This is a genomic window from Paenibacillus sp. FSL H8-0537, assembly GCF_038051995.1.
Taxonomy (GTDB): Bacteria; Bacillota; Bacilli; order Paenibacillales; family Paenibacillaceae; genus Pristimantibacillus.
On sequence record NZ_CP150290.1, the window covers coordinates 6825295 to 6846994 of the forward strand.

General features: G+C 44.7%; 14 protein-coding genes. All 14 read right to left on the minus strand.

What is annotated here, in order from left to right:
• Positions 1-66: 66 nt before the first annotated feature.
• The 14 genes from MHB80_RS28915 to MHB80_RS28980 all read right to left on the minus strand — a co-directional run bounded on the left by MHB80_RS28915 (position 67) and on the right by MHB80_RS28980 (position 21495).
• Positions 67-3234, minus strand: a complete 3168-nt coding sequence (locus MHB80_RS28915) for a hypothetical protein (RefSeq protein ID WP_341280152.1) — start codon at positions 3232-3234, stop codon at positions 67-69.
• 211 nt (positions 3235-3445) lie between these two features.
• Positions 3446-6826 carry an S-layer homology domain-containing protein gene (locus MHB80_RS28920; protein WP_341280153.1) on the minus strand — a complete coding sequence of 1127 codons (3381 nt, stop codon included), beginning with the start codon at positions 6824-6826 and terminating at the stop codon, positions 3446-3448.
• Between the two features lie 248 nt (positions 6827-7074).
• On the minus strand, positions 7075-7869 hold the full coding sequence (locus tag MHB80_RS28925; RefSeq protein ID WP_341280154.1) for an ABC-2 family transporter protein: 795 nt from the start codon (positions 7867-7869) through the stop codon (positions 7075-7077).
• Between the two features lie 18 nt (positions 7870-7887).
• Entirely contained in the window at positions 7888-8676 is a 789-nt protein-coding gene (locus MHB80_RS28930) for an ABC-2 family transporter protein (RefSeq protein WP_341280155.1), read from the minus strand.
• A 12-nt stretch (positions 8677-8688) separates the two neighbouring features.
• Complete coding sequence (locus MHB80_RS28935; protein ID WP_341280156.1) at positions 8689-9696, minus strand: ATP-binding cassette domain-containing protein; 1008 nt, start codon at positions 9694-9696, stop codon at positions 8689-8691.
• Between the two features lie 27 nt (positions 9697-9723).
• Entirely contained in the window at positions 9724-11307 is a 1584-nt protein-coding gene (locus tag MHB80_RS28940) for a nucleotidyltransferase family protein (RefSeq protein WP_341280157.1), read from the minus strand.
• Positions 11308-11317: 10 nt separating this feature from the next.
• Complete coding sequence (locus MHB80_RS28945; protein WP_341280158.1) at positions 11318-11941, minus strand: hypothetical protein; 624 nt, start codon at positions 11939-11941, stop codon at positions 11318-11320.
• Complete coding sequence (gene tmk / locus MHB80_RS28950; protein ID WP_341280159.1) at positions 11928-12551, minus strand: dTMP kinase; 624 nt, start codon at positions 12549-12551, stop codon at positions 11928-11930. Before tmk ends, MHB80_RS28945 begins: the two co-directional genes overlap by 14 nt.
• Positions 12548-13255, minus strand: coding sequence for an SDR family oxidoreductase (locus MHB80_RS28955; RefSeq protein WP_341280160.1), 708 nt, complete (start codon positions 13253-13255; stop codon positions 12548-12550). Before MHB80_RS28955 ends, tmk begins: the two co-directional genes overlap by 4 nt.
• Entirely contained in the window at positions 13248-13901 is a 654-nt protein-coding gene (locus MHB80_RS28960; RefSeq protein WP_341280161.1) for a hypothetical protein, read from the minus strand. The genes MHB80_RS28955 and MHB80_RS28960 overlap by 8 nt, the downstream gene beginning before the upstream one ends.
• A gap of 237 nt (positions 13902-14138) precedes the next feature.
• The gene (gene pyrF, locus MHB80_RS28965) at positions 14139-15038 is read right to left on the minus strand and encodes an orotidine-5'-phosphate decarboxylase (protein ID WP_341280162.1); all 900 of its coding nucleotides are present in this window, start codon (positions 15036-15038) and stop codon (positions 14139-14141) included.
• 109 nt (positions 15039-15147) lie between these two features.
• A complete protein-coding gene (locus MHB80_RS28970; protein WP_341280163.1) occupies positions 15148-16311 on the minus strand; it encodes a response regulator in 1164 nt (387 codons plus the stop codon).
• Complete coding sequence (locus tag MHB80_RS28975; RefSeq protein ID WP_341280164.1) at positions 16308-18116, minus strand: histidine kinase N-terminal 7TM domain-containing protein; 1809 nt, start codon at positions 18114-18116, stop codon at positions 16308-16310. Before MHB80_RS28975 ends, MHB80_RS28970 begins: the two co-directional genes overlap by 4 nt.
• A gap of 121 nt (positions 18117-18237) precedes the next feature.
• Positions 18238-21495: a hypothetical protein gene (locus MHB80_RS28980; protein ID WP_341280165.1), complete on the minus strand. Its 3258-nt coding sequence runs from the start codon at positions 21493-21495 to the stop codon at positions 18238-18240.
• Between the last annotated feature and the right edge of the window lie 205 nt (positions 21496-21700).

Here is a 21700-nt window from a genome sequence, read left to right on the forward strand (position 1 = left end):
AGCTGGCCCCAACAATCATTCACAATCTATAAGTCATCTATTTCATGCCTGCATTTTAAATGCCGCTTACAGCTCGATGACCGTATAGCGAATCTCTTGCTCCTCGACCGAAGCTGCTGCAAACAGCTCGGAATCACCCGCATTATCCACATTTGGCTTGGATACTACAAATCCCTTCAAACGGTCATTTGTCCGCTGCGAGGCGTATGCCTCTGCCTTGCCTTCAACCATCATCTCAATTCTGTTGACGTTGTGCAAATTAACGCCATCGTTAATTGACATGCCCGCCAAATCAACGGTAGGAACCTTAATAGACCAGACGGATAACAGTCCTGGCATAATTCGGGTACGGCCATCACCTACGACGCCGCCTGCCATAAAGCTGCGCTTCTCTCCTTCGGGCTGAAGGTTCACTTCATATTGATACAAGCCTAAGCTGCTTTTATGAATAAAATCATGGCGCCTCGCTTCCCGATCAAGGAAGGTGGAAGAGCCAGAGTGCATAAAATCAACATATACTTCCCCGTCCGTCTCACGCGCTCCAGGCAGCACAACCCGGCAGCCGCTCACCATCATATGTGCTTTTCCGGCGATTTTGCTCCGGATGAGAAGGTTGTCAAGGGATAGAGAGAATACAGCCGCGTCGCCTGCGCGCAGCGCTGCAAACTGCTCCGGGAACGTTTCCTCCTTAAAAATAAACTTAATATTTTCAAACGGCTGAATGGCGCTATCTGCGGCATTCAGCATATTTTTCAGCTTGACGACCACATCGGCATGGATACCGCTCAGCTCTGCGACATGGCTGTCTTTGATTTTCGGGAAGCGATCATCTCCCAAAGTCATATAGCGGAATGCCTGATATTCCTGATAGAGGAAGTCGATCAAGGCAAGCCTAGCCTGACTGAAGCGTTCAAAAATATAATTATGGAACAGCGGCAAGCTTGCATCCATGCCATCACCAAGGTTTTGGCGCAAGCGATCCTCATTGGCATGAAGCTCAATCAGTTCAGCCGACAGCTTCTCGTCCTCTAGGAAATACGCACTGTAGGCTGACGATTTATTCTGATAATCCTCGACAACATTAAGGAATTCATAAAATGTCTTCCGGTATTCCCCCGCTTTTTCGGGAACCTTATTGTAAACCGGCTTCAGCATTTCCTCAAATTCCTCCCGCGACATCGTCATCAGGGTCGTATTATATCCGAAATGATCTTGTGCGTTGTTGATCTGCTTCGTCAGGTCGATCAAGCCGCCGCCCTTCTCCCACAGCGCACGGCCGGCTGCCGCAGTCTTCTTGACCGAATCCAGCGATTTGGACAGCTCCTTCTCCTTCTCTTTCTTCTCCTTCTTAATGCTCTTATCGCTCTTGAAGGTTTCGTCTATGACAATCGTCTTGCCCTCAGTCGCCAGGTTGCTAATCGCCGATGCCAAAGCACCGCCAGCTCTAAGCGCTCCAACTACAGGAGCTACACCCGTAGCCAAAGCAACACATGTAACAACGATATCTACGGTTATCTTCAGCGACTCCACACGCAGCTCGTTTTTCAACGCCTCGACAAACGCAGTCGCTTTCGTTTGCAGCTCCTCGCCTTTGCTGTTTACATCCTTCAGCATCGCGTCGATATAATGCTTAAGCTCGTTTCTCTCTTTAACGAGCAATTCTCGGCGTTTCTCCATTTCCGCTGCTTTGTCCGAGGATTGAGCGAGGGCGTCCTTTATGACCCGTACCTGGCTGTCTTGGTTGCCCTGCACGTTTAAATAATCCTTATATAAATCCTCCGCTTGCTGAGCCGCCGTTATTAAGTTGCCGCCAAGCTCCAAATAGCGGTCGAACGGCATGAGCGGAACCCAGTTCCAAGGATGCCCGAAATAATCAAGCCCTTGGCTGAGCTGGGCAATCAGGATAGCCGCTTTGTTACGCAGAGCCAACCACTGAAGCGAAACCTCCAGCATACGGCTTTTGAAATCTTCAAACCGATGCACCTCATTATCATGCACCTCATGCAGCACCGCGTAGCGAAGCTCTTCGAACCAATCTGCATTCGGCATTGTTTTAAGCAGCCAACTCAGAAGAACTGCCGCTTCTTCCAAACGCTCCTCGCTCGAAGCCAGATAAGCAATGCTGGCTTTGTGCAGCGTGAGGCTTTTCTGCTCTAGGGAACCCATCAGCCGCTGATCGAAAACGAGCAGTTTGGAAGCGTCTGACCGATGAACTACATTAAAGCTGCCAAAGAAGTCGGTATATTCAATAGGCGCAGGTCTGCCGTCATTTTTCATTCCACAGCGTCCCGGCCTGCCGTCTGCCGCAGCTGCCTTATACTCGCCATCGTTGCCGTTTGTTCCATCTATTCCGTCTTTCGCCCTACGCGTTTCACTTTTGTAATATCTTTTGCTAGTTGTCATGTACATTCGCACAGTTTCAGTCTCAAAAAACCAGCCGCCTTGACCGCCTTTTCCACCGGCTGCTCCCATGCCCGGCTTTGCCTGCTCACCGGCCTTGCCCGCCTCGTTCTCCATCGTAATGTAGTGCTCATTGGCGGAGATGACGTATCCGACTATAATATCCCCTCCGTTGCCGCCAGCTCCAGATGCTCCAGCATTCCCACCTCGGCCTCCGTTGCTGCCATTGGTGCCTGGCGTTGGATCGTCGTCAAAGAAAATACCAACCTGGTAGTCTACTCCCTTATTACCGCCTTTGCCTTTGCCTCCGTCTCCGCCATTCTCCCCTCGCCCGCCTTGGCCGCCGTTAGCGATCAGCTTTAATTCACCCTTCAGCTCGAAGCTCTCTGCCGCCAATGTAATAGCGCCGCCATTGTAGCCATTTGATCCAGATTTTCCAGCTGTACCATCCCCGCCTGGCTGGCCAGGATTGGTTGCCCCTGTACCTTCTTCAGCATGGTCAGTCTTAGTAAAGTTGATTGCGGGTTGTTCACCTGATGCATCGATTACAGCCTCTCCCTCAGAGGAGATGATACGGGCATTAATGGTAATATCTTTTCCTTTTGTCTCAAGCTTGCCCGACAAGCAAACGGTATCCGCATGAATAACATAATCGCATGTCGTATCCTTTAAATATTCAGAAGTCAAAGTAAAATCAGCAGCCGTTAAATAAATCGTATTTCCCCTCTTGCCGCGCTGAACATTCGAATACTTTAATTGACTAGCGAGCCATTCCCGCTCCATATTCTGCTGCGTAAGTCTATTCTCACCAATATTACTTTCTGTTGTGGGCATTCCTTCGCCTCCCTGTATTTTCCTCATAAAATAGCGAAAAACCAGATTACTTCCATCCTTCTATCGGCTACATTCCTGTAAAAGCTTGTAAGCTTTCACTAAATTCATCTTATCAAATCGCTCTGAACGGATTATGAACCATATTCTCCCTGCAAAGGATATAAAAAAAACAGGCTGCCACGAGGCAGCCTGCATGTATCTTTTTTCCTTTTTATGGTGTAAACAGCAAATTCAAATTATTGACGATTCCAGGTGTATAGCGCTCACCACTGCCACCTTCACCAAGCATGCCGTCAGCACCGTCGCCCCAAGCCCATAAGCTGCCATCTGCTTTTAGAGCATATGTTGTATTACTGCCCCCTCCGTTGATCGCGATGACATTTGAAATGCCACCAACAATGCCGGGAGTGTTTGTATTATTGGTATGGCCAAAACCTAGCTTGCCGCTTTGGTTGCTGCCCCATGCATATACATTTCCAGCTTCATCTTGTGCAAAAGATTGATAATTCCCTGCACCGAGCAGAGTAATTTTCGGCAGATCCTCAAGTTCAACTGGAACCAATTGATTGGCATTTGTTCCGTTGCCTACTTGGCCCATTTGATTAAAGCCCCAAGCATATACACTTCCTGTCACGCTTAAGGCAAGAGCATGCTGGTTGCCCATCTTCATGGAAACAATATTAGTTAGTCCCGATACTTGAACCGGAACATTGCTGCTTGTTGTCGTGCCGTTGCCTAGCTGACCATTTGTATTGTCGCCCCAAGCCCAGACGGTTCCATCAGCTTTTAAAACATAGGAGGAAGCGTATCTAGCCTGGATTTCGAGCACATGATCCAAGCCTGGTACTTGAACAAGCGGTGAATAATCTCCCCATGTCCATACCGTTCCATCACTTTTCAATACAAGTGAGTTAGTGCCGCCTTCTGCTGAAATCGCAATAGCATGATCAATCCCGTTCACTTTAACTGGTGTGTTGTTTGAGCCCCGGCCCCATTGCCATACGTCGCCTTTCGAGGTCAGAATCAGGGAATGGCCAAAGCCAGCTTGTACCGCAATAATATCACTTGGCAAGTTAGGCACTGTAAATCGGTTAGGAGAAGCTGTCGTCGTCCCATTGCCAATTTGCGCATTCCAGTTAGCACCCCATGTGAGCACTTGGCCTATCGCGTCCAACACAATGGCATGGTTCGATCCTAATGAGAAATGATTTTGCGGCAAAATAGCAATATCATTCACTTCATACTCCAGTTCCTCAGAGTCCAGACTCGCTTCCCGCAATGAATCTGCTGCATTTGCGGTTATCGTATGTGTTCCCGGCGCTAAAGCATTCAGTGCAAGCGTCAGAGTATCCGTAGTTGCCGTGCCAGAGGCCAGAATTGTTGTTCCATCTGTGTCGTAAACCGTCACCACGCTGCCAGCAGTCAGTTCGCCAATCGTAATCATTGGCAAGTGGTTCGAATACGAACCGTCTACTGAAATAACAGGCTGCCCCATTACGCTTTCTTGACTTACAGCTTTCGCTGCCTGTCCTGTTGTAGGAGCCGCTGCATTTTTCGGCGTCACTTCAAAAGTAATAAATTTGCCAGCATCTTCGCTGCCAAGCACATACGTTAAGCTTGTCGCTCCATCAATTGCTGTATAATGAATGGTCTGTTCGTAGTCATCTGAGCGATACCACTGATAGGTTGTTCCCTCTTCTGCATCCCCATCGGTATCCCAGTAGTAATAATTCCCTGTTAACGTTTGGCCTACTGCAAGTACACCTGTAACTTGAACTCCTTCTACGTATGGAGCAACGGGAGCGTTTTTCACTGCGCCCGTAATTGTACTTTTAACGGTATCTCCAATTGTTGGTTCTGCTGCATTCGCTGGCGTAACCTCGAAGGTGATATAATACCCCGCATCTTCCTCGCTGAGCACATAGGTTGAGTCATTTGCTCCGTCAATTTGCGTATAGTTCGATCCATTCTCATCATCCGAACGATACCATCCGTAAGCTGTCCCATCTTCCAAGTCGCCATCTGCATCTTGGTAAGTGTAGTTGCCCGTTAGCGTTTCCCCAACAGTCGCTGCCCCGCTAATAAAAACATCGGATGCCGTTGGAGCCTGTGGCACTGGTGTTGCTGTCGGTTCAGGCGTTGCTGTTGGCTCTGGTGTTGCTGTTGCGCTCGGCTCCGGCGTTGCTGTTGCTGTTGGCTCTGGCGTTGCAGTAGCCGTCGGCGTTGCGCTTGGTGTCGGTGTTGCTGTTGACGATCCAGTTGATCCCGTTGTTGTAGTTGCTGTTGGAGCTGGAGTAGCTGGAGGATTTTCAAAAGTCGTCCCCGCGCCTCCCGTATTAATTGTAGCCAGTACGATTGTACCTTGGCCTAACATTTTCACAACCGTATCCAGCACAAGCGTGTTAACCCTGCTGGCTTGGCCAAGGTTAACTGTCGAGCCTGTTGCTCCTGACTGGACATTCAACTGCTGAACAGTGCCTGTCGGCAGGTCAACTTGAATTTGCTGAGCGCTGACATTGACCGTGTTGAACGAGCCTTGCAAGGTTACTTTCGAGCCTGCTGGCAGTGCAGCATTTACGTTTACATTGCCAAAGCCCGTTGCTGAGCCAGATTCCTGAATAATGGCAGATGAATTAATCATAACAAGCGCAACGGTTGTTGAGCCTTCCGACACGATACGTACGGTTCCCGTGCCTGATTTTTTGTCGATAACAATATCAATAAGCACCGAGTCGTTAAAATGGATACTGTTCTCGCCGCCGCCTTGAACGGTGACTGTTCCCGTTACTTTGACGTTATTCAAAAACGCATCACCGTTGCCGATGCCTTCGCCCAATAACAGGTCGCCATTAATGACCATGTTTTGCAGCGTCACACCGCCTGTGCTAACAACGACATCTTTATTAACCGTCTCAACTCCAGTAGCTGGACCATAAGTTCCCGCCGTATCATAAACGGTAGCTTGCGACTCCATTGCCCGGTTCAGCGTTACTACCGCTTCTGCGCGAGTAATAAAGGCTGCTGGCTTGAACGTATTGTCCGCGCTGTAGCCTTTCATAATCTCCTCAGCCACGACTGTGCCAATCGCATCCTTGCTCCAGCTGGCAAACTGATTCGCATCTGTGAAAGCTGCTGCCGTAGTGCTGGATGCCGGATTAATTTTCAGAAGACGGATGACAATTACCGCAGCCTCTTGACGGCTAATCGGCTTGAAGGCTCCGATTGTTCCATCCGCATAGCCGGAAATGTAGCCTGCTTTCACCGCTTTCGCGATATCTGCATAAGCCCAGTTTGTAGATGGCACATCACTAAACGAAATTTCCGTTTGCTCGGTAAAACCGAATGCACGATTAACCAGTGTTATAAATTCAGCTCTTGTAATTTGATTTTCCGGCTTAAAGCTGCCATCCTCATAGCCTGTGATCAGCCCTTTGCCGATCCACTCTGAAACTTGGCTTTGTGCCCAATGCCCTTCAATATCGGCTGGGGTTGCCGCTGCTGCTGTGGCACCAAATGCCATACCAAACGACGACAACAATAGACATGCTGCAACTGCTGATGATACAAGCTTTTTGACTAGTTTGTTCTTCACGATAGTCCTCCTAATAATTCTTCTTCACTATTGATTGGTTCTTTATTCCTACTAATAAATAAGTATAACTCTACCCAATGACAGCAAAATGACAAACTCCGACAAGGAGTATGCAAATCCGATAGAGACACGGCAATCCTCAAAAAAAAAAGGCCCTTCGAACGAGCAAAAGCAGCCTTTCCGAAGGAAGGACTGCTTTTACTCGTTTCTTGGTATATGTTAAAACAAATGTCATCATGGTCAACAACTCAGCCGCCGGCACCTTGATACTTGTTCGCACCATACATCCAGAACCTATAGCCTGCCCAATAACAAAGGGGACCGACAATTGGCACCATCCACATTGCCCATTGTGGCAAAAGGGTGGCATCATTAGATAAAAGGAATGCCGCTGGATAAAAGCTAACAAATGCCAGTGGTACAAGGGCAGTAAGCAATAACTGAATAAACGTTCCGAATATCGGCAAAGGGTACGCAATAAAATCTTTTAATTTAAAAAACAGGGTGAACATAAAATTAGTTCTAATCCATATAAAAGAAACAGCACCGATGATGGTGAGGATTCCAGCATAAATCATAGCACCGCTGACAACGACTAGCATTAAGTATATGTACTCGCTCAGCGTCCATTGCATATTCAACTTCGAGATGGACCAAATCAAAACAGAACCGGAGATTAAAATATGGGCGATGTACCCTAAGTTGAAGCCTCTGCTTACTAAGTATAGATAAGGATTTACAGGTTTTATAAGCAAAATATCAAACGTGCCCTGTCTAACCTGGCTTTCCAATTCACGCATCTGTACAAAAGAAAAGGATGCCCCTAATGCATATGTAAAGAGACCAATGCTATACAAAAGGGCTATTTCAGGCCAAGTCCACCCAGCTATTGTGTTAAACCTTTGGATAAACAACCAGATTATAATATAGTCTCCGGCATATGCGATGATTTGAGCAAAAGCGGAAAGGATGAAATCAGCCCGATACTCCATTCTTTCTTTTAATAATAAACGAACTAGCTTGCCAAACAACTGCAGTGTCATGAATTTCCGCCTTCCTCTTTATCCGCCCTGCACAACTAAGCGACGCACGGCTCTAGTCCAAAGCCATTGAACGAGGACAAGTAATCCAACGATCCATCCTACCCCAATGGCAAGTACCTGCCATAGCTCGCTGCTCGTTATATTGCCTAAATATATGGCAGCCGGGACATAACCCATGTACTGAAATGGCAGCATTTTCGCTACAGAAGCCCATGTAGGGGGGAAAAACCAAATGGGCAAAAAAGAGCCAGAGAAGATAGTAATTAGGCCTCCCATCATCCAACTAAGAGCAAAATGATTCATAAACCAAAACGCGAGTAAAGAGATCAAATAACCAAGAAGAAATGAAATAATAAGAGCTAAAATCAATGCCAATAAAAAAGCGAAAAAGTTGGTTGATGTAGCAGGTGGAAGTATTCCGAAAAACAGCCCCGCTATAAGGAGAGACGGTGCAACGGTGAAGGCTAGCTGATAGAGCGAGTTGCCTAGCCCGTCAAAAAGTAAATATAACGGGTACGATAGCGGCTTGATTAATTCAGAGGCAATCCCTCCCGATTTTAAGCTTCCATCTACTTTACTGCTTACCCCATTTAACAACAGGGCAAAAAGCAGGGTATTGATAATGCTGTATGTAATCATTTGTTCGGCCTTAATACCCGCTACGCTGCCGTTTCCAATAACGGCTCGCCAGATTTCAACCTGGATCAGAATCGTGACAAAGTTGCCCAGTAAACGGAGCCAAACCTCCGAACGGTAAGCTAGCTGGTTAGAAAAAGCTTTCATTGTGAACATAAGATACATTCTCATTCCTAATCCACCTTAACCAATTTGGCGTTTTAAATCCGCTTCAGCCAGTTGTTGATAGAGCCTACGGATAACAGAATCGATATCCGCACTTTCAATTGAAGCGTCCTCAACGGGATATTTAGCCGCAATTCGACTCACAAGCTCAAATACGCTTGCATCACTTTTTGCAAAAGAATAGGTTCGTCTTAACCCTTCCTCTTGAAGCAGTGTTATGCCTGGCATATCTATTAAACCTGGTTCTTCCCGAAAATCAATAACAACTTGGCGTTCATTCCCTAGTCTATTGCGGAGCTCCACAACGGACCCGTCGTAAACGACGCTCCCTTTATTCACCACAATCATTCTCGGACAGATTTCCTCTATATCTTTCATATCATGTGTCGTTAAAACGATGGTTACTCTTTTATCACGATTTACAGTACGCAAAAACTGCCGAATTTGGTCCTTGGCGATCACATCCAGGCCAATTGTAGGCTCGTCAAGAAACAGAATTTTAGGTTCATGTAAGAGCGCCATTGCAATTTCGACGCGCATCCGCTGCCCTAGACTTAATTGTCTCACTGGTTTTTGAATAAAATCCTTAATGGCTAGCAATTCAACGCAAAATTCCAAATTCTTTTCAAACGTTATCGGAGGTATCTTATAAATGTACTTATGCAGATCAAAGGAGTCCTTGACCGGAAGATCCCACCATAGTTGGCTTCGCTGTCCGAAGACCACTCCAATATGCCGGGAGTTATCTTTACGCGCTTGATGAGGCACGCTGCCAAGTACTCGCAGCTCTCCAGCAGTAGGCACCAAAATTCCGGTCATCATCTTAATCATTGTTGATTTCCCCGCACCATTAGGACCCAAATAACCTACCGCTTCGCCTTCTTTAATAGAAAAACTAAGATGACGAACTGCCGTTTCTTCTATATACTCACGCGTAAATAAGCTCCTAACGGAACCAAGGAGCCCCGGGAATCTTCTATACTGACGATAAGTTTTGGTGATATCATTTACAGAAATAATATCCATACCACTATTACGCCCCCATTTTTCCACTTAATGATTCACAACCTCTAAAACGGGCATATGGGTCCAAAAATCCTTCTGGTACGGCGGTGCCGTTTGCCAATGCGGGATTCTGCCTAGCAAATTATCTATGACCCCTATAATATATCCAATATAATCGCCACTTCCAAGGTTGTCATAAGGCAAATAAATGATCAAGCTCCCGTTATCACTTTGAAAATTAGAACAGCCTTGTAGAACATCTTTTTCTCCCACATGGGCAAATTTAGATCTTTCAACGGGTTGAAGCCTATTATTTTCTTTGCGAATAATAACTTGATGGGTGAAATAATCTGAGCATTCCGGATTCGGATTTATAAGAAAAATCATTATTTCCTGATTTTCAGTAAGGCTATTTAATGTTGCTTCGGAAAGGTTCAAACGGAGTATAAGTTGATTTTCCTCATATTCAAAGGTATAGTGCAGATCAAATTTATTATCGTTTACTAATAACTGTCGCCACTGCTGATCGTTTGTTTTTATGGGCCCGCAATAATTTTTATTATGACCGCTAAAAGCTGCTTTTTTACTCATTAAAGCGATCTTTTTCTTACGCTGCTCTGCATCAAGAAATAGTCTCTCTGTTATGCTGATATCCCATTCATAAAAGGATTGATTATGATGGATGGCCTCGTCTATTTTTATACAATCAAGAAATGAAAGATCGGTGCCAGCAAATATCTCTTTAATTTGCCTTATAACTAGAGCAGACTCTCTGTTCAATTCATACTTAGCCAACCATCTATTTAAGTTATCCCCATTCATTGCTTGCTCATATTTTTTCATAAACATGACAATATCGATATAATTCTTAAGGGCTGGAATACGCTCATCGAACCCCTCGGCATCATTAAATGCATTTTCAAGCAATGCAATACAGCTATGCTCGAGATCTAGGGTTTTTACATTTTCATTGCCCTGGACATGAATAAATTGAGTGGATTCCAGAAAGGAAGTAATCTCTTTTATAGATTGATGCAAATGCCTTCCCGTCTCTAGTACAACGTATCTTCCAGAATAGGTCTGCTTCCAAAACTCGAAAAATTCATGACTATCCGGAGCTTTCAATATAGGCTTATCCAAATAAAAGAAATCGTCTGGGTCCTTCCTGTTTATGTGATACGTGTTTTTATTTCCTATGGCACAATAAAAGCCGCATACATTTAACAGCTCATTAATTTCATCCATCTCGTTTTCATCAATGAGTAAGTCGATGTCCCGAGAGTCCCTCTTATAAGCATCGTCATAGATGAGGATTGATAAAGCGATGCCTTTGTTTAATACAATATTCACTTCCATTTCTCTGGCTTTATCAAATAATAATTTAATCTCATTCATTCTCTCATCGATAATTTCCACATGGCTTTGGTATATGGTTTCACACAATTCTTTAAAGCTATCAGGTAGGATAGGAGCTATAATTTCATAGGTTAAGGCAAAAATTTTATGCTGCTGTAACAAATTTATTAAAATAGTCCAATCTATATCCTGAAAATGATCAGCCGCTAGTTGCTGATTATTTATCACACTTTTTGACACTTCTAATAATGCCGCTTGCTCTCTAGTTAATTTCATATTTCCTCCGTCATATTAGGGCGTTTTCAAGGGTTAGAAGTCTATCTTTAAACTTTTTCACATTGCCATAAGCTTTTCTCATTTTTAAATCGTCTGGGTTTATTACCCTTGAAAAAGGTAATATCGCCTTGCTTCTAACGATTAAGGAAAGCGTCATTTCATTGCTTGGAATGACGCGATGAAAGCTGCCAGCTTCAAAAAAATAAGTGTCACCCTCTATTACCTTAGAGCTGCGAGTTAATTCAATCTCTACTTTATCCATCTCAAGCTCCGTGACCTTATATTCTTCGTGGGTATATTCACCGCATAATAGGATGACTGCAAAATTAAACCTATGATCATGTATACTTTCAAAAGGCCATTTATTTTGCGGCCAGTAATGCAAGCGACCACGAATTCCGGAATCTTCGCTGTTCCATAGTACATATTTTTCAAATCCCAAAGGATGAATTTCCATGAGTGACGCTAAATTGCCTAATTGATCCTCAGATTCTTGACGCAATTCTGAAAGCCATTCTGTAACTTTCTGTAGATTCACCTGTTCCTTTAGCAAGCCGCACATTAGCTCTAATTCCGTTTTGCTTTCTAAGGTAAATGAACGGTCTACAACTTCAACAAATTTATTTAACTCCATACGAATATCCTCCCTTTGCGCTAATCATTGCTTTTACATTTAATACAATTTCAGAATGAATATCTTGGGGATCTCTTTCCCCGTCAATAATTAAAGCATCTTCAGGCAATACCGTTTGAAAAGCCTCCCTTACATTAATAAAAATAGAAGGGTCTTTTTCTTCATATTTTAGATGCCCATCTCGGGCCTGTATTCGCTTAATGGTTATTTCCGGCTTAATATCTAAAAAAACAGTTAAATCTGGCTTGCGTATTGAACCATAAAGGTTTTTAATATCATTTATATCCATACCCCGAACTTTGAAATAGGCATAAGAACTGTAAATATAGCGGTCAGATATAATATTAACGCCCGAGTCCAAACGCTGCTCCAAATCATGCATATGGGTTATTCGATCAGCAGCAGACAGCATCGCAATCACTCGCATGTCATGGACCTGCCCATTATCAAGATAGGACCGTACTCTTGGATCATTTCTATATTGATCAGTTGGTTGCTTTGTGTTGTACAATTGCACATTGTTATGTTTAAACCAATTAGTAAGCATACCGATTTGTGTCGTCTTCCCTGCCCCGTCCAACCCGCACATTGCAATTAATAGTCCACTCAAAATGTCATTCCTCCATTAATATCTATTGAAGCCCCCCATATATAGGAGGAGGAGTCGCCAAGTAAGAAAGCGATTACATTAGCAACCTCTTCAGGTCTGCCAATTGTGCTTGACAAGGTTTTTTTTCGATGATAGTCGCGCCTCTCTGAGGTTTGCACCTTCGACATATCTGTATCTATAATTCCAGGCAATATGGAGTTAACTCTTATTCCCTTCGGAGCAAGCGAAAGGCTCAGGCTTTTTGAGAGACCAAGAAGTGCCGCTTTCGATGAGGCATATGCAGGGTCGCGACTTCCCACTTTAGCAGCTGTACTTGAGGTGCAAATAATGTTGCGTAAACGATCACAGCCTTGCTCTAGCAATAATTGCACGATAATAAATAAAGAGGTTACATTCACAGCGTGAACCTTCTGCCATAATGATAAATCGTATTGTGAAAGACTGAGGTTAGGATATATTCCTGCCAAATGAACAATACCCGTTATGTTTTTTAAATCATCTTTATATAAATCGAATGCTTTCCTTATTTGCTGCTCATCACTTAGATCGCAATGTATAGGAATGTCCACCGCTGTACAGCCAGTCTTCAAATCAATACCAACTACTTGAACGTCCCGCTCTTTTAACTGCCTTATTAGCTCTGAAGCTATGCCCCCTCCAGAACCCGTTATTAAAATTTTTTCCAATATATCACCCTTATACATTTATTTTCATTCTATCTCTTAATAAATCTTGCTCAGGCTCTTTCGACTTATTATTCAAGTATTTAAGAACTTTCTGATCGGTTCCGTCATAAACTAAAGCAAATCTATCAACGACTTGAATACCTGCGTTGCGTGTGGCCTCGTATTTCTTTCTATTATTCCCTATAAGCCTAACCTCAGTTATGTTAAAATGATTGAGTATTGCGATAGACGCTCTGTAATTTCTAGCATCCTCCATCCCCGTTCCCAATTGGGAATACGACTCGACCGTATCAAGTCCTTCATCCATCTTATTGTAAGAAAGAAGCTTCGTGGCCAGACCAAAGCCTCGTCCTTCATGAGAGGCATGATAGGTAATAATCCCTTGTCCTTCAGCACTTATTAACTCCATAGCCTTGTCCAGCTGCCATTTACAATCACATCGAGTGCAATTAAACACTTCGCTTGTTATACAAGCCGAGTTAAAACGACATAACACTGGACCTTCCCAATCTACTCCATTGCGTTTTACTACTGCTAGGTGTTCAACGGATTGTGAAGGCGCTTGCAAAAGATCTGTTATACTAAAACGATACAAGTCCATCGTTCCAAAGATGGTATGAATCTTCCCTTTGACTACATGATTAATTACAATATGACTGACCACGATTCTTCACCCCTTCTTCGCTGATTATTCCACCAAATGACTCTTAATATTATAATTCGTAAAATATGTAAACAGATACCTTTACAATTGGTTAATATTTCATATGTTTATTAGTGGTCAATTTAACAGGATTTCCTATGGTGTATTTTAATGAACAAAAAAAGGACTTTATCTCCGCTTCCGAGACAAAGTCCTTGCACTTTAATTCATAATAAAATTTAATAAGCATCTAAATAATTAATGGCTAAGCCGTACCTCGTTGATTTTATCTTTAGACTCTCTAGCAGCCTTCGCAATAAATTCATAGAGGATCGCGTCTGTTTTCTTCTCTTCCTTAGCACCGTTATAGATGATGCCTCTAGATGAGGAAACCAAGGCACCTAAACCTTTTGCATCAAAAAAGGGCTTTAAATCATTAGCTGTTCCGCCTTGTGCACCAAAACCTGGAACTAGAAAAATAGAACTCGGCAATGCTTTCCGCACCTTCACAGCATCCATTGGGTAAGTTGCCCCAACAACCGCACCAATAAAGGAGTAATTATTTTCTCCCAGTGTTTGCTGCGCTAATTTGTTTATATCATCAGCCATTTTAATATAGAGCAATTCTCCACTTTCCAGCCTTACATCTTGTACTTCATGCGAAGAGGGATTAGAGGTTTTCACTAGTAAAAATAATCCTTTTCCGTTTCTTCCAGCTTCCTCTATGAAAGGAAGGTAACCATCGCTGCCCAGAAAGGGGTTAACGGTAACCATGTCCCCTGCAAGGGAGCCATTCCCGAGGAATGCCTTTGCATATGCACTTGAAGTGGAGCCTATGTCTCCACGTTTTGCATCATTGATGACGATTAAATTTTTCGATTTGGCGTAGGCAATCGTTTTCTCTAATGCACGAATTCCCTCGCTTCCATAAACCTCATAATAAGCTAGCTGTGGCTTTACAGCTACTACATGTTCGGCCACTGCATCAATTACAATTCGATTATAATGATAAATGGCCTCACCAGCCTTTTGGTCGCTCACCTCACCGCTATCCAACAAATAATCCGGGAAGTATTGCAAATCGGGATCTAACCCTGCTACTAATACAGAGTTTTTATGTATGATTTCTTCAATGAGCACATCAGCAAAATTTTTCATTTGTATACCCCTCTTATAAATCAAGATAAATTTGGTCAGCTTAGTGATTTATTGTATCACACAATGAATACACCGTCTTCCAATCTATACAAAAAATTCAGATTTTTCTCTATATATCCTTTCCATTATGCTGCTTCCTGTAGGTGTTCAGCTCCCTCAGCAGCCGCTCATAAAGCATAGTTATCTCAAGTGACGGGCTGACACCCATTTCACGTTTCAGCATATCCACAAATTTAATATATTGATGGACTAATCCTTCTTTGTTTTTCTGCATAGCGTGGGCGCGCATCAGCAGCTTTATCGTCTCCTCTTCCAGCTCATTCATAACGGTCTGTTTGGTTAACAACCGAATGGCTGACGCCGTATCTCCCCGATGGAGCAAGGCACTGCACAGCCGCTGGGAGAAGGCGATATACATTTGTGAAAAACGTTCAATCTCACTCCATGCCCAAGGATAGGCTCGATCCCCGAACAAATCCCCGACATAAAGCTGCTCCAGCTCAAGCGCCTCCTCCATATTTCCTTCATGAATCAGCACCATTTGCTTACAGCCTTCTTCAAAGCTGAACATATCGAAGCGCGCCTCATTCAAATTCAGACCATAGTGAACACCATCGGAGTGCAAGCTCCCCTTAAGTCCATTCGCTTCAAGCAGCTTGCGCAGCTGGTAGGCGGTTGTGTTCAAGTAGCTTTCGGCATTTTTTCGGGGCATATCGCCAAAAATATCCTCAATTAGCCGTGCCCTCGAAACGAGCCGGCCTTTATGCAGCGCTAAATAGCCGAACAGCTCCGTGCTTTTGCTCGTCTTCCATTTTATAATTTCCTCGTTGGCGCTGCGAATTTCCATTCTACCGAGACAATTAAACAGTACTTTGACCGTGACGGTGTTCTGTTCCTCGGGCAGCACAACTGAAGTACCTTCGGACAATGCTTTGTGGATGGTCTGTCTAAGCCTCTCCTGTACCACAGGCTTCACCATATAGTCGTAAGCGTAGACGCTGAACGCAGGTAGTGCATATTCCTTATGCGAGGTTACAAAAACCAGCTTCGCCCGCGAGCCTTGCTCCCTTAACCGCTGAGCAAACTCCAGCCCGCTCTCCTTTGGCATACTAATGTCCATAAAAATCATATCGATGTCTTGATTCTGCAAAAAAGAAAACGCCGCAGATGTCTCCTGAAAGCTGCCCATAATTTCTACTTCATCAATTTTGCCCAGCATTCTGTTCATAATCAGATGCATGGCTAGTTCGTCATCAATAATGATGACCTTCATCCTGTCCCTCTCCTTTCCGACTGTTTATGGGGATAAGCTGGTGCTAGTGGAGGTAGAGGCAATGAAAAATAAAAAGTACTCCCCTGCTGAGGCGCAGTGTCGAACCAAATCTCGCCCCCGTTCAAGTGAACGAACTCCCGGCATAAAGTAAGGCCTAATCCAACGCCACGCTCACCCGCGGTTCCTATCGAAGGCACAGGATAGGCATCCTGCTGCAATAGCGAATCCACCTGCTCCATTGGCACTCCCGCACCTGTATCGCTAACCGAGACGACTATTTTGCCCTCTGCCGGCTCCGCTCTTAAACGAATGCTGCCTCCGTAATCCGTAAACTTAATCGCATTGGACAGCAGATTTCTTATAATGAGATCAAGCATTTCCTTATCGGCGAAAATGAACGTCTCCTGCGGAATTTCCGATATAATGTGAATGCTTTTGCTTTCACTGCGAACCTGCAAGAGACGCGCATTCAGCTGTACCGTCTGGTGAAGATCCCGCACCACCGGATTAAACACCATGCCGCCCCGCTGGCTGCGAAACCATTCGAGCAGACTCTCTACGAGAGCAAACGTCTTCTGAATTTGCTGTCCCATCTCCTGAACGATTTCATCATGCTTGCCCCCGTATTCCTGCAGCTCATCCTCCATCAGCTCCACTAGATTCAGCGATACGGCGAGCGGATCACGAATATCATGGGCAACTACGCTGAACATTTTATCCTTGAACGTATTAAGTTCCTGAAGCTGTTTTGCATTTTCTTGCAGACGCTCCTCGTTGCGGACGCTTTCGGTCACATCACTTAATAACAGCATTTTGCCGGCAGGTCTGCGCCGGTTATCGTGTATGAAGGAGAGATGGAGGTTATAAAACCGTTCATCGCCCTCCCTGGCAAGCTGGACTTTAGGATCAACAGCGGGGCCTTGAGCTATTTTTTCCAGTAGAATGGGGTACTGTGCGAATATGTAGGTGGCCGGCTGTCCAATCCAGCTATTGTGGAGGCCGGTTATGACTTTTTTTGCCGATTCATTAAAGCTGGTTAGCGAGTTATCCAGATCGAAGACCATGACGGCATCCTGCATGGAGGCGAAAACCTTTTGCAGCGCAAGCGGAGCAAGCCTCAACATATTAAACTGGTAAATGCCCCACATATAGAATAGGCCGGAGACCAGAAATCCAAATGGAGAAATATCATACGGGATGTTAAGAATACCGCTTAAATAAACGAGAGTGAAGCCGTAAGGCCCCCACGATCCAATAAACATGAGCGCGATTTGTTTTTTCATGCGCGAAGCGGCTTTAAGAAACATTTGAATTAAGAGAATCATGCCAACAATAAAAAACGAATAGGCGTATACGACATGAAGCTTATAAAACGGCCCTTTTTCCAAAACAACTAGCGGGAAGCCTTCCGAAAGATCTAGGGTCATGCTTGTATAAAAGAGGTGATGCCATTCATTGGTATGGTGGGCTAGAAAATTAATGAAGGGTATGAATAGAAGAAGGATGACGAGTTTTTTGGTAACCAGCGCTTGGCGACCGGTATATTGCAGAACCATAATAAACCACAAGATGGTACCGAAAGGAATACCGATGTATTCAATATGCAGCCAAAACCGGATATCCTCCAAAGAATCGCTGACAATTTCAAAAGCATAGCCGAAGGTGTACAAGGTACCCGTCACCATCCCTAGTCCATAGCTAATGGCAATGGGAAGCTCTCTTCTTTTGAAGCAAAGATAGCAGATAATGAGCGAACAGCAGGTGGCTGCCAAGAGCATGGCGGATAAGTACAAGTTGTTGTGCATGGCTGAATGCCCCCGTAGCAGATTATTCATTTATGGTGCACTTCATATCTTATCAGAAGACTCGGAAAAAGAATATAAAAAAAGAGCCAGTCCGCGAACGGGCTGGCTTGTGTCTTACCCCTTATAGCTCAATTACAATACATTCGTCAGCTTGCTCGTGAACATTGGTCACTGCAAAGAGATCATGATCAGGAACCGTTTGTATTGGCTTAGCTGGAAGCTCAAATGCGCGCAAACGGTTATTCGGCGCTTTATCTGAATAAGCTTCTGATTTACCCTTCAGCGTCATCTCGATTTTTTTGACGTTGTCCAGATTGACCCCTTCATTCATCGGCATATTAGCCAAATCGATCGTAGGCACCTTAATGGACCACACCGATAGCAGCCCCGGCAAAATTCGGTTTTTATCGTCCCCGACTACACCTCCAGCTTTAGGTTTATATTTTTCCACCATACCGCCTGCGCCGCGCCCCTTCTGAAAGGAAACCTCGTATTCGTAGAAACCGAGGGTACTATTATGAATAAAATCATGACGCTTAGCGTACCGATCCAAGAATGCAGTCGAGCCGGAGTGTGTGTATTGGACATGCACATCGCCTTGGGATAGGCGTGCTCCTGGCAGCTCAATTGAGCAATCGCTCACTACCAAATGCGCTTTTCCAGCTATTTTTTCCCGAATGATCTGGTTATTAAGCGAGATGGAGAAGACCGCCGCTTTCCCCTCGCGCAAAGCTTGAAATTGCTCAGGGAAGTTATCCTCGTTAAAAATGAATTTGATATCGGTAAAGGGCTGCGTTGGGCCTTCCGAGGCATTGAGTGCTTTTGTTAATTGGCTAGTAATCTCGGCATGGGCCATGCTTAGCTCCGCAACATGACTACCCTTGATCTCAGGAAAGCGGACATTGCTAAGCACCATATACCTGTAAGCTTGATACTCCTGATAGAGGAAATCAATTAAGGCAAGCTTAGCCTGACTGTACAAGTCATAAATAAACGAATGGAACAGCTGCAGGCTCTCGTCGTCATTGTCCCCTAGCCTCTGGCGTAAGCGCTCGTCTTCGGCATGAATTCTAATTAGCTCCGTTGCAAGCCTCTGATCCTCCAAATAAAGCCCATTGTACGCAAGCACCTTGCTTTGATAATCCTCTACTACATTCAGAAATTCATTAAAATCCTTACGATACTGTCCGGCAGCATTCGGAACCTTGCTGTATACCGGCGCAAGCATTTCCTCGAATTCCTCACGGGACATTGCTATTAAGGTTGAGTTGTATCCAAACGCCTTCTTCGCGCCATCTATTTGATTGGACAGATCTATAAGGCCTCCGCCCTGCTTATATAACGCATACCCGGCAGCCGCCGTCTTTTTAACATTGCCAAGCGCTTTCGAAAGCTCCTTCTCTTGCTCTTTTTTCTCTTTCTTGATTGCCCTAGCCCTATCACTCTTATCGCCTTCATTAATGACAGTAGCCTTGCCTTCATTCCCCAAATTGCTAATAGCAGAGGCAATTGCTCCGCCAGACTTTAGAGCGACTACTACAGGAGCAGCACCCGTCGCCAGCGCGACTCCCGTTATGATTAATTCCACTGTGAGCTTTAACGAATCCAATCGCAGTTCTCTGCGCAAAGCCTCAACAAAATCGGTCGCGGTCTTCTGGAGAGCTTCGCCTTTGCTTTTTACATCAGCCAGCTTTGTATCTATATCCCGCTTGAGCTTCTCTCGCTCATTAACGAGTTCCTCTCTGCGGTTCTCTATCTCCTTATATTTTTTAATGGAGGTATCCAGCGCTTTTTTTATAATAGCAACCCGACTGTCCTGACTAGACTGGAACCGCAAATAATCCTTGTATAAATCCTCCGACTGCTGAGCCGCAGTAATGAGATTATTACCCAGCAACAAATAGCGGTCAAGCGGCATCAGGGGAACCCAGTTCCATGGGTGCCCAAAATAATCGAGACCTTGACTGAGCTGGGCCACTAAAAGGGAGGTCTTGTTGCGCAATACAAGCCACTGGAGTGAGGTGGACTGCATTTGTTTACCAAAATGAATGAATGACTTGCTCTCCTCATCATGCTCTGTTTTCAATTCCTCTTGCTCCATAACATATTGAAGCTTATCAAACCATGCGGCATCCGGAAGCGTTTTTAGCAACCAGTCGAGCAGCGTGGCTGACTCTTCAATTTTATCTTCATTCCCCGCTAAATACGCTATGCCAGCCGTATGCAGGGTAAGTGTTTTTTGTTCCAATGTCCCGAATAAACGCTGATCCATTAAACGTATGGGTTGCAGCTCAGGCTCAAGATGATCCACATGTGGACTACTCTCTAGCAGCTGCGCGGCTTCAACAGCTCCATAGAAATGCTTGTATTGAATAGCGGCAGGCTGTCCATCATTTTTGATGCCGCAAAGTCCTGGTTGTCCATCTGAAGCGGGAACAGCAGGCTGTCCATCCTTTCCTACTTTTCCTTCCTTTCCGCTTGATTCGCGTTCATTACCTAGAATATATTTTGAAAAAGCTGGTAGAGGCAAAGAATTCCAAAAATCCTTATTCTCCTCCATTGCAGGAGGCAAACGCAATTTACGGCCGCCTATACCACCCTTGCCCCCTACGTTTCCCTTTCCCGGAGTTGCTAGCTCGCCAGCCAATCCGCCCTTGCTCTCCATTGTAATGAAATGCTCTTTGGATGGAATGACATAGCCTACAAAAATAGTTCCTCCATGGCCTCCATTACCTGATTTGCCTGCATCTCCACCATTACCACCATGGCCACCATTACCTCCTACGGCGGCATCTTCAGCAGAAAAACCTGCCTTGCCATCCGCTCCCTCTGAGCCTTCTGCTCCTTCGCCCCCGCCTCCGCCATCCTGTCCACGACCGCCGTTGCCACCGTTGGCAATGAGTTTTAGCTGGCCGCCCAAATTGAACTTCTCTGCTGCTAATGAAATAGAGCCAGCAGACGGGCCCTGCCCGCCGTTTCGTCCATTGGAGCCACTATTGCCATGTTCACCTAGACCTTGAGATTTCTCAACTAAAATTGCTCCTGGCTTAAAATCATCTACCCGTATCGTCTTATCGGCCGATGTATCAATAATGACTTCCCCATCCGATGAAATCATACGAGCATTAATTATAATATTTCTTCCCTTCACCTCAAGCTTGCCCGCTAAGTGAATAGTATCCGCATGAATGAAGTAGTGGACAGACGAATCATATAAATATTGCGAGGTTAAAGTAAAATCATTAGCTGTTAAGTAAACCGTCTCTCCTTTCTGTACGCGCTGGACGTCCGAATACTGCATTTGGTTTGCTGTCCAATTACGTTCGACATGCTCTTGAACAGGCTTGTCTCCACTTATGTTATTTGTTTCAGTTGCCAATCCCTTCGCCTCCTTGAATTTTTTTTAAGTTACAGAAAGCTATGCTAATACAATTAACAAATCATTTTCCCAGCTTTAAAAGCCTATAAGCTTCCAGCTAAACTAATATTAACAAACCGCTCTGAACGGATTTTGAACCCTATTATCCAAATTTCCGTTGATTAATGACCTTTAGGTATTGCCATTCCAATAGAAAAGGCAGCCC

What these genes read in the sequence shown, in the direction of transcription:
- MHB80_RS28940 (WP_341280157.1), bottom strand. Translation starts at nt 11,307, where the DNA reads ATGAAATTAACTAGAGAGCAAGCGGCATTATTAGAAGTGTCAAAAAGT.
- MHB80_RS28925 (WP_341280154.1), bottom strand. Translation starts at nt 7,869, where the DNA reads ATGACACTGCAGTTGTTTGGCAAGCTAGTTCGTTTATTATTAAAAGAA.
- MHB80_RS28975 (WP_341280164.1), bottom strand. Translation starts at nt 18,116, where the DNA reads ATGCACAACAACTTGTACTTATCCGCCATGCTCTTGGCAGCCACCTGC.
- pyrF (WP_341280162.1), bottom strand. Translation starts at nt 15,038, where the DNA reads ATGAAAAATTTTGCTGATGTGCTCATTGAAGAAATCATACATAAAAAC.
- MHB80_RS28945 (WP_341280158.1), bottom strand. Translation starts at nt 11,941, where the DNA reads ATGGAGTTAAATAAATTTGTTGAAGTTGTAGACCGTTCATTTACCTTA.
- MHB80_RS28970 (WP_341280163.1), bottom strand. Translation starts at nt 16,311, where the DNA reads ATGAAGGTCATCATTATTGATGACGAACTAGCCATGCATCTGATTATG.
- MHB80_RS28930 (WP_341280155.1), bottom strand. Translation starts at nt 8,676, where the DNA reads ATGAGAATGTATCTTATGTTCACAATGAAAGCTTTTTCTAACCAGCTA.
- MHB80_RS28955 (WP_341280160.1), bottom strand. Translation starts at nt 13,255, where the DNA reads ATGTATAAGGGTGATATATTGGAAAAAATTTTAATAACGGGTTCTGGA.
- MHB80_RS28935 (WP_341280156.1), bottom strand. Translation starts at nt 9,696, where the DNA reads ATGGATATTATTTCTGTAAATGATATCACCAAAACTTATCGTCAGTAT.
- MHB80_RS28915 (WP_341280152.1), bottom strand. Translation starts at nt 3,234, where the DNA reads ATGCCCACAACAGAAAGTAATATTGGTGAGAATAGACTTACGCAGCAG.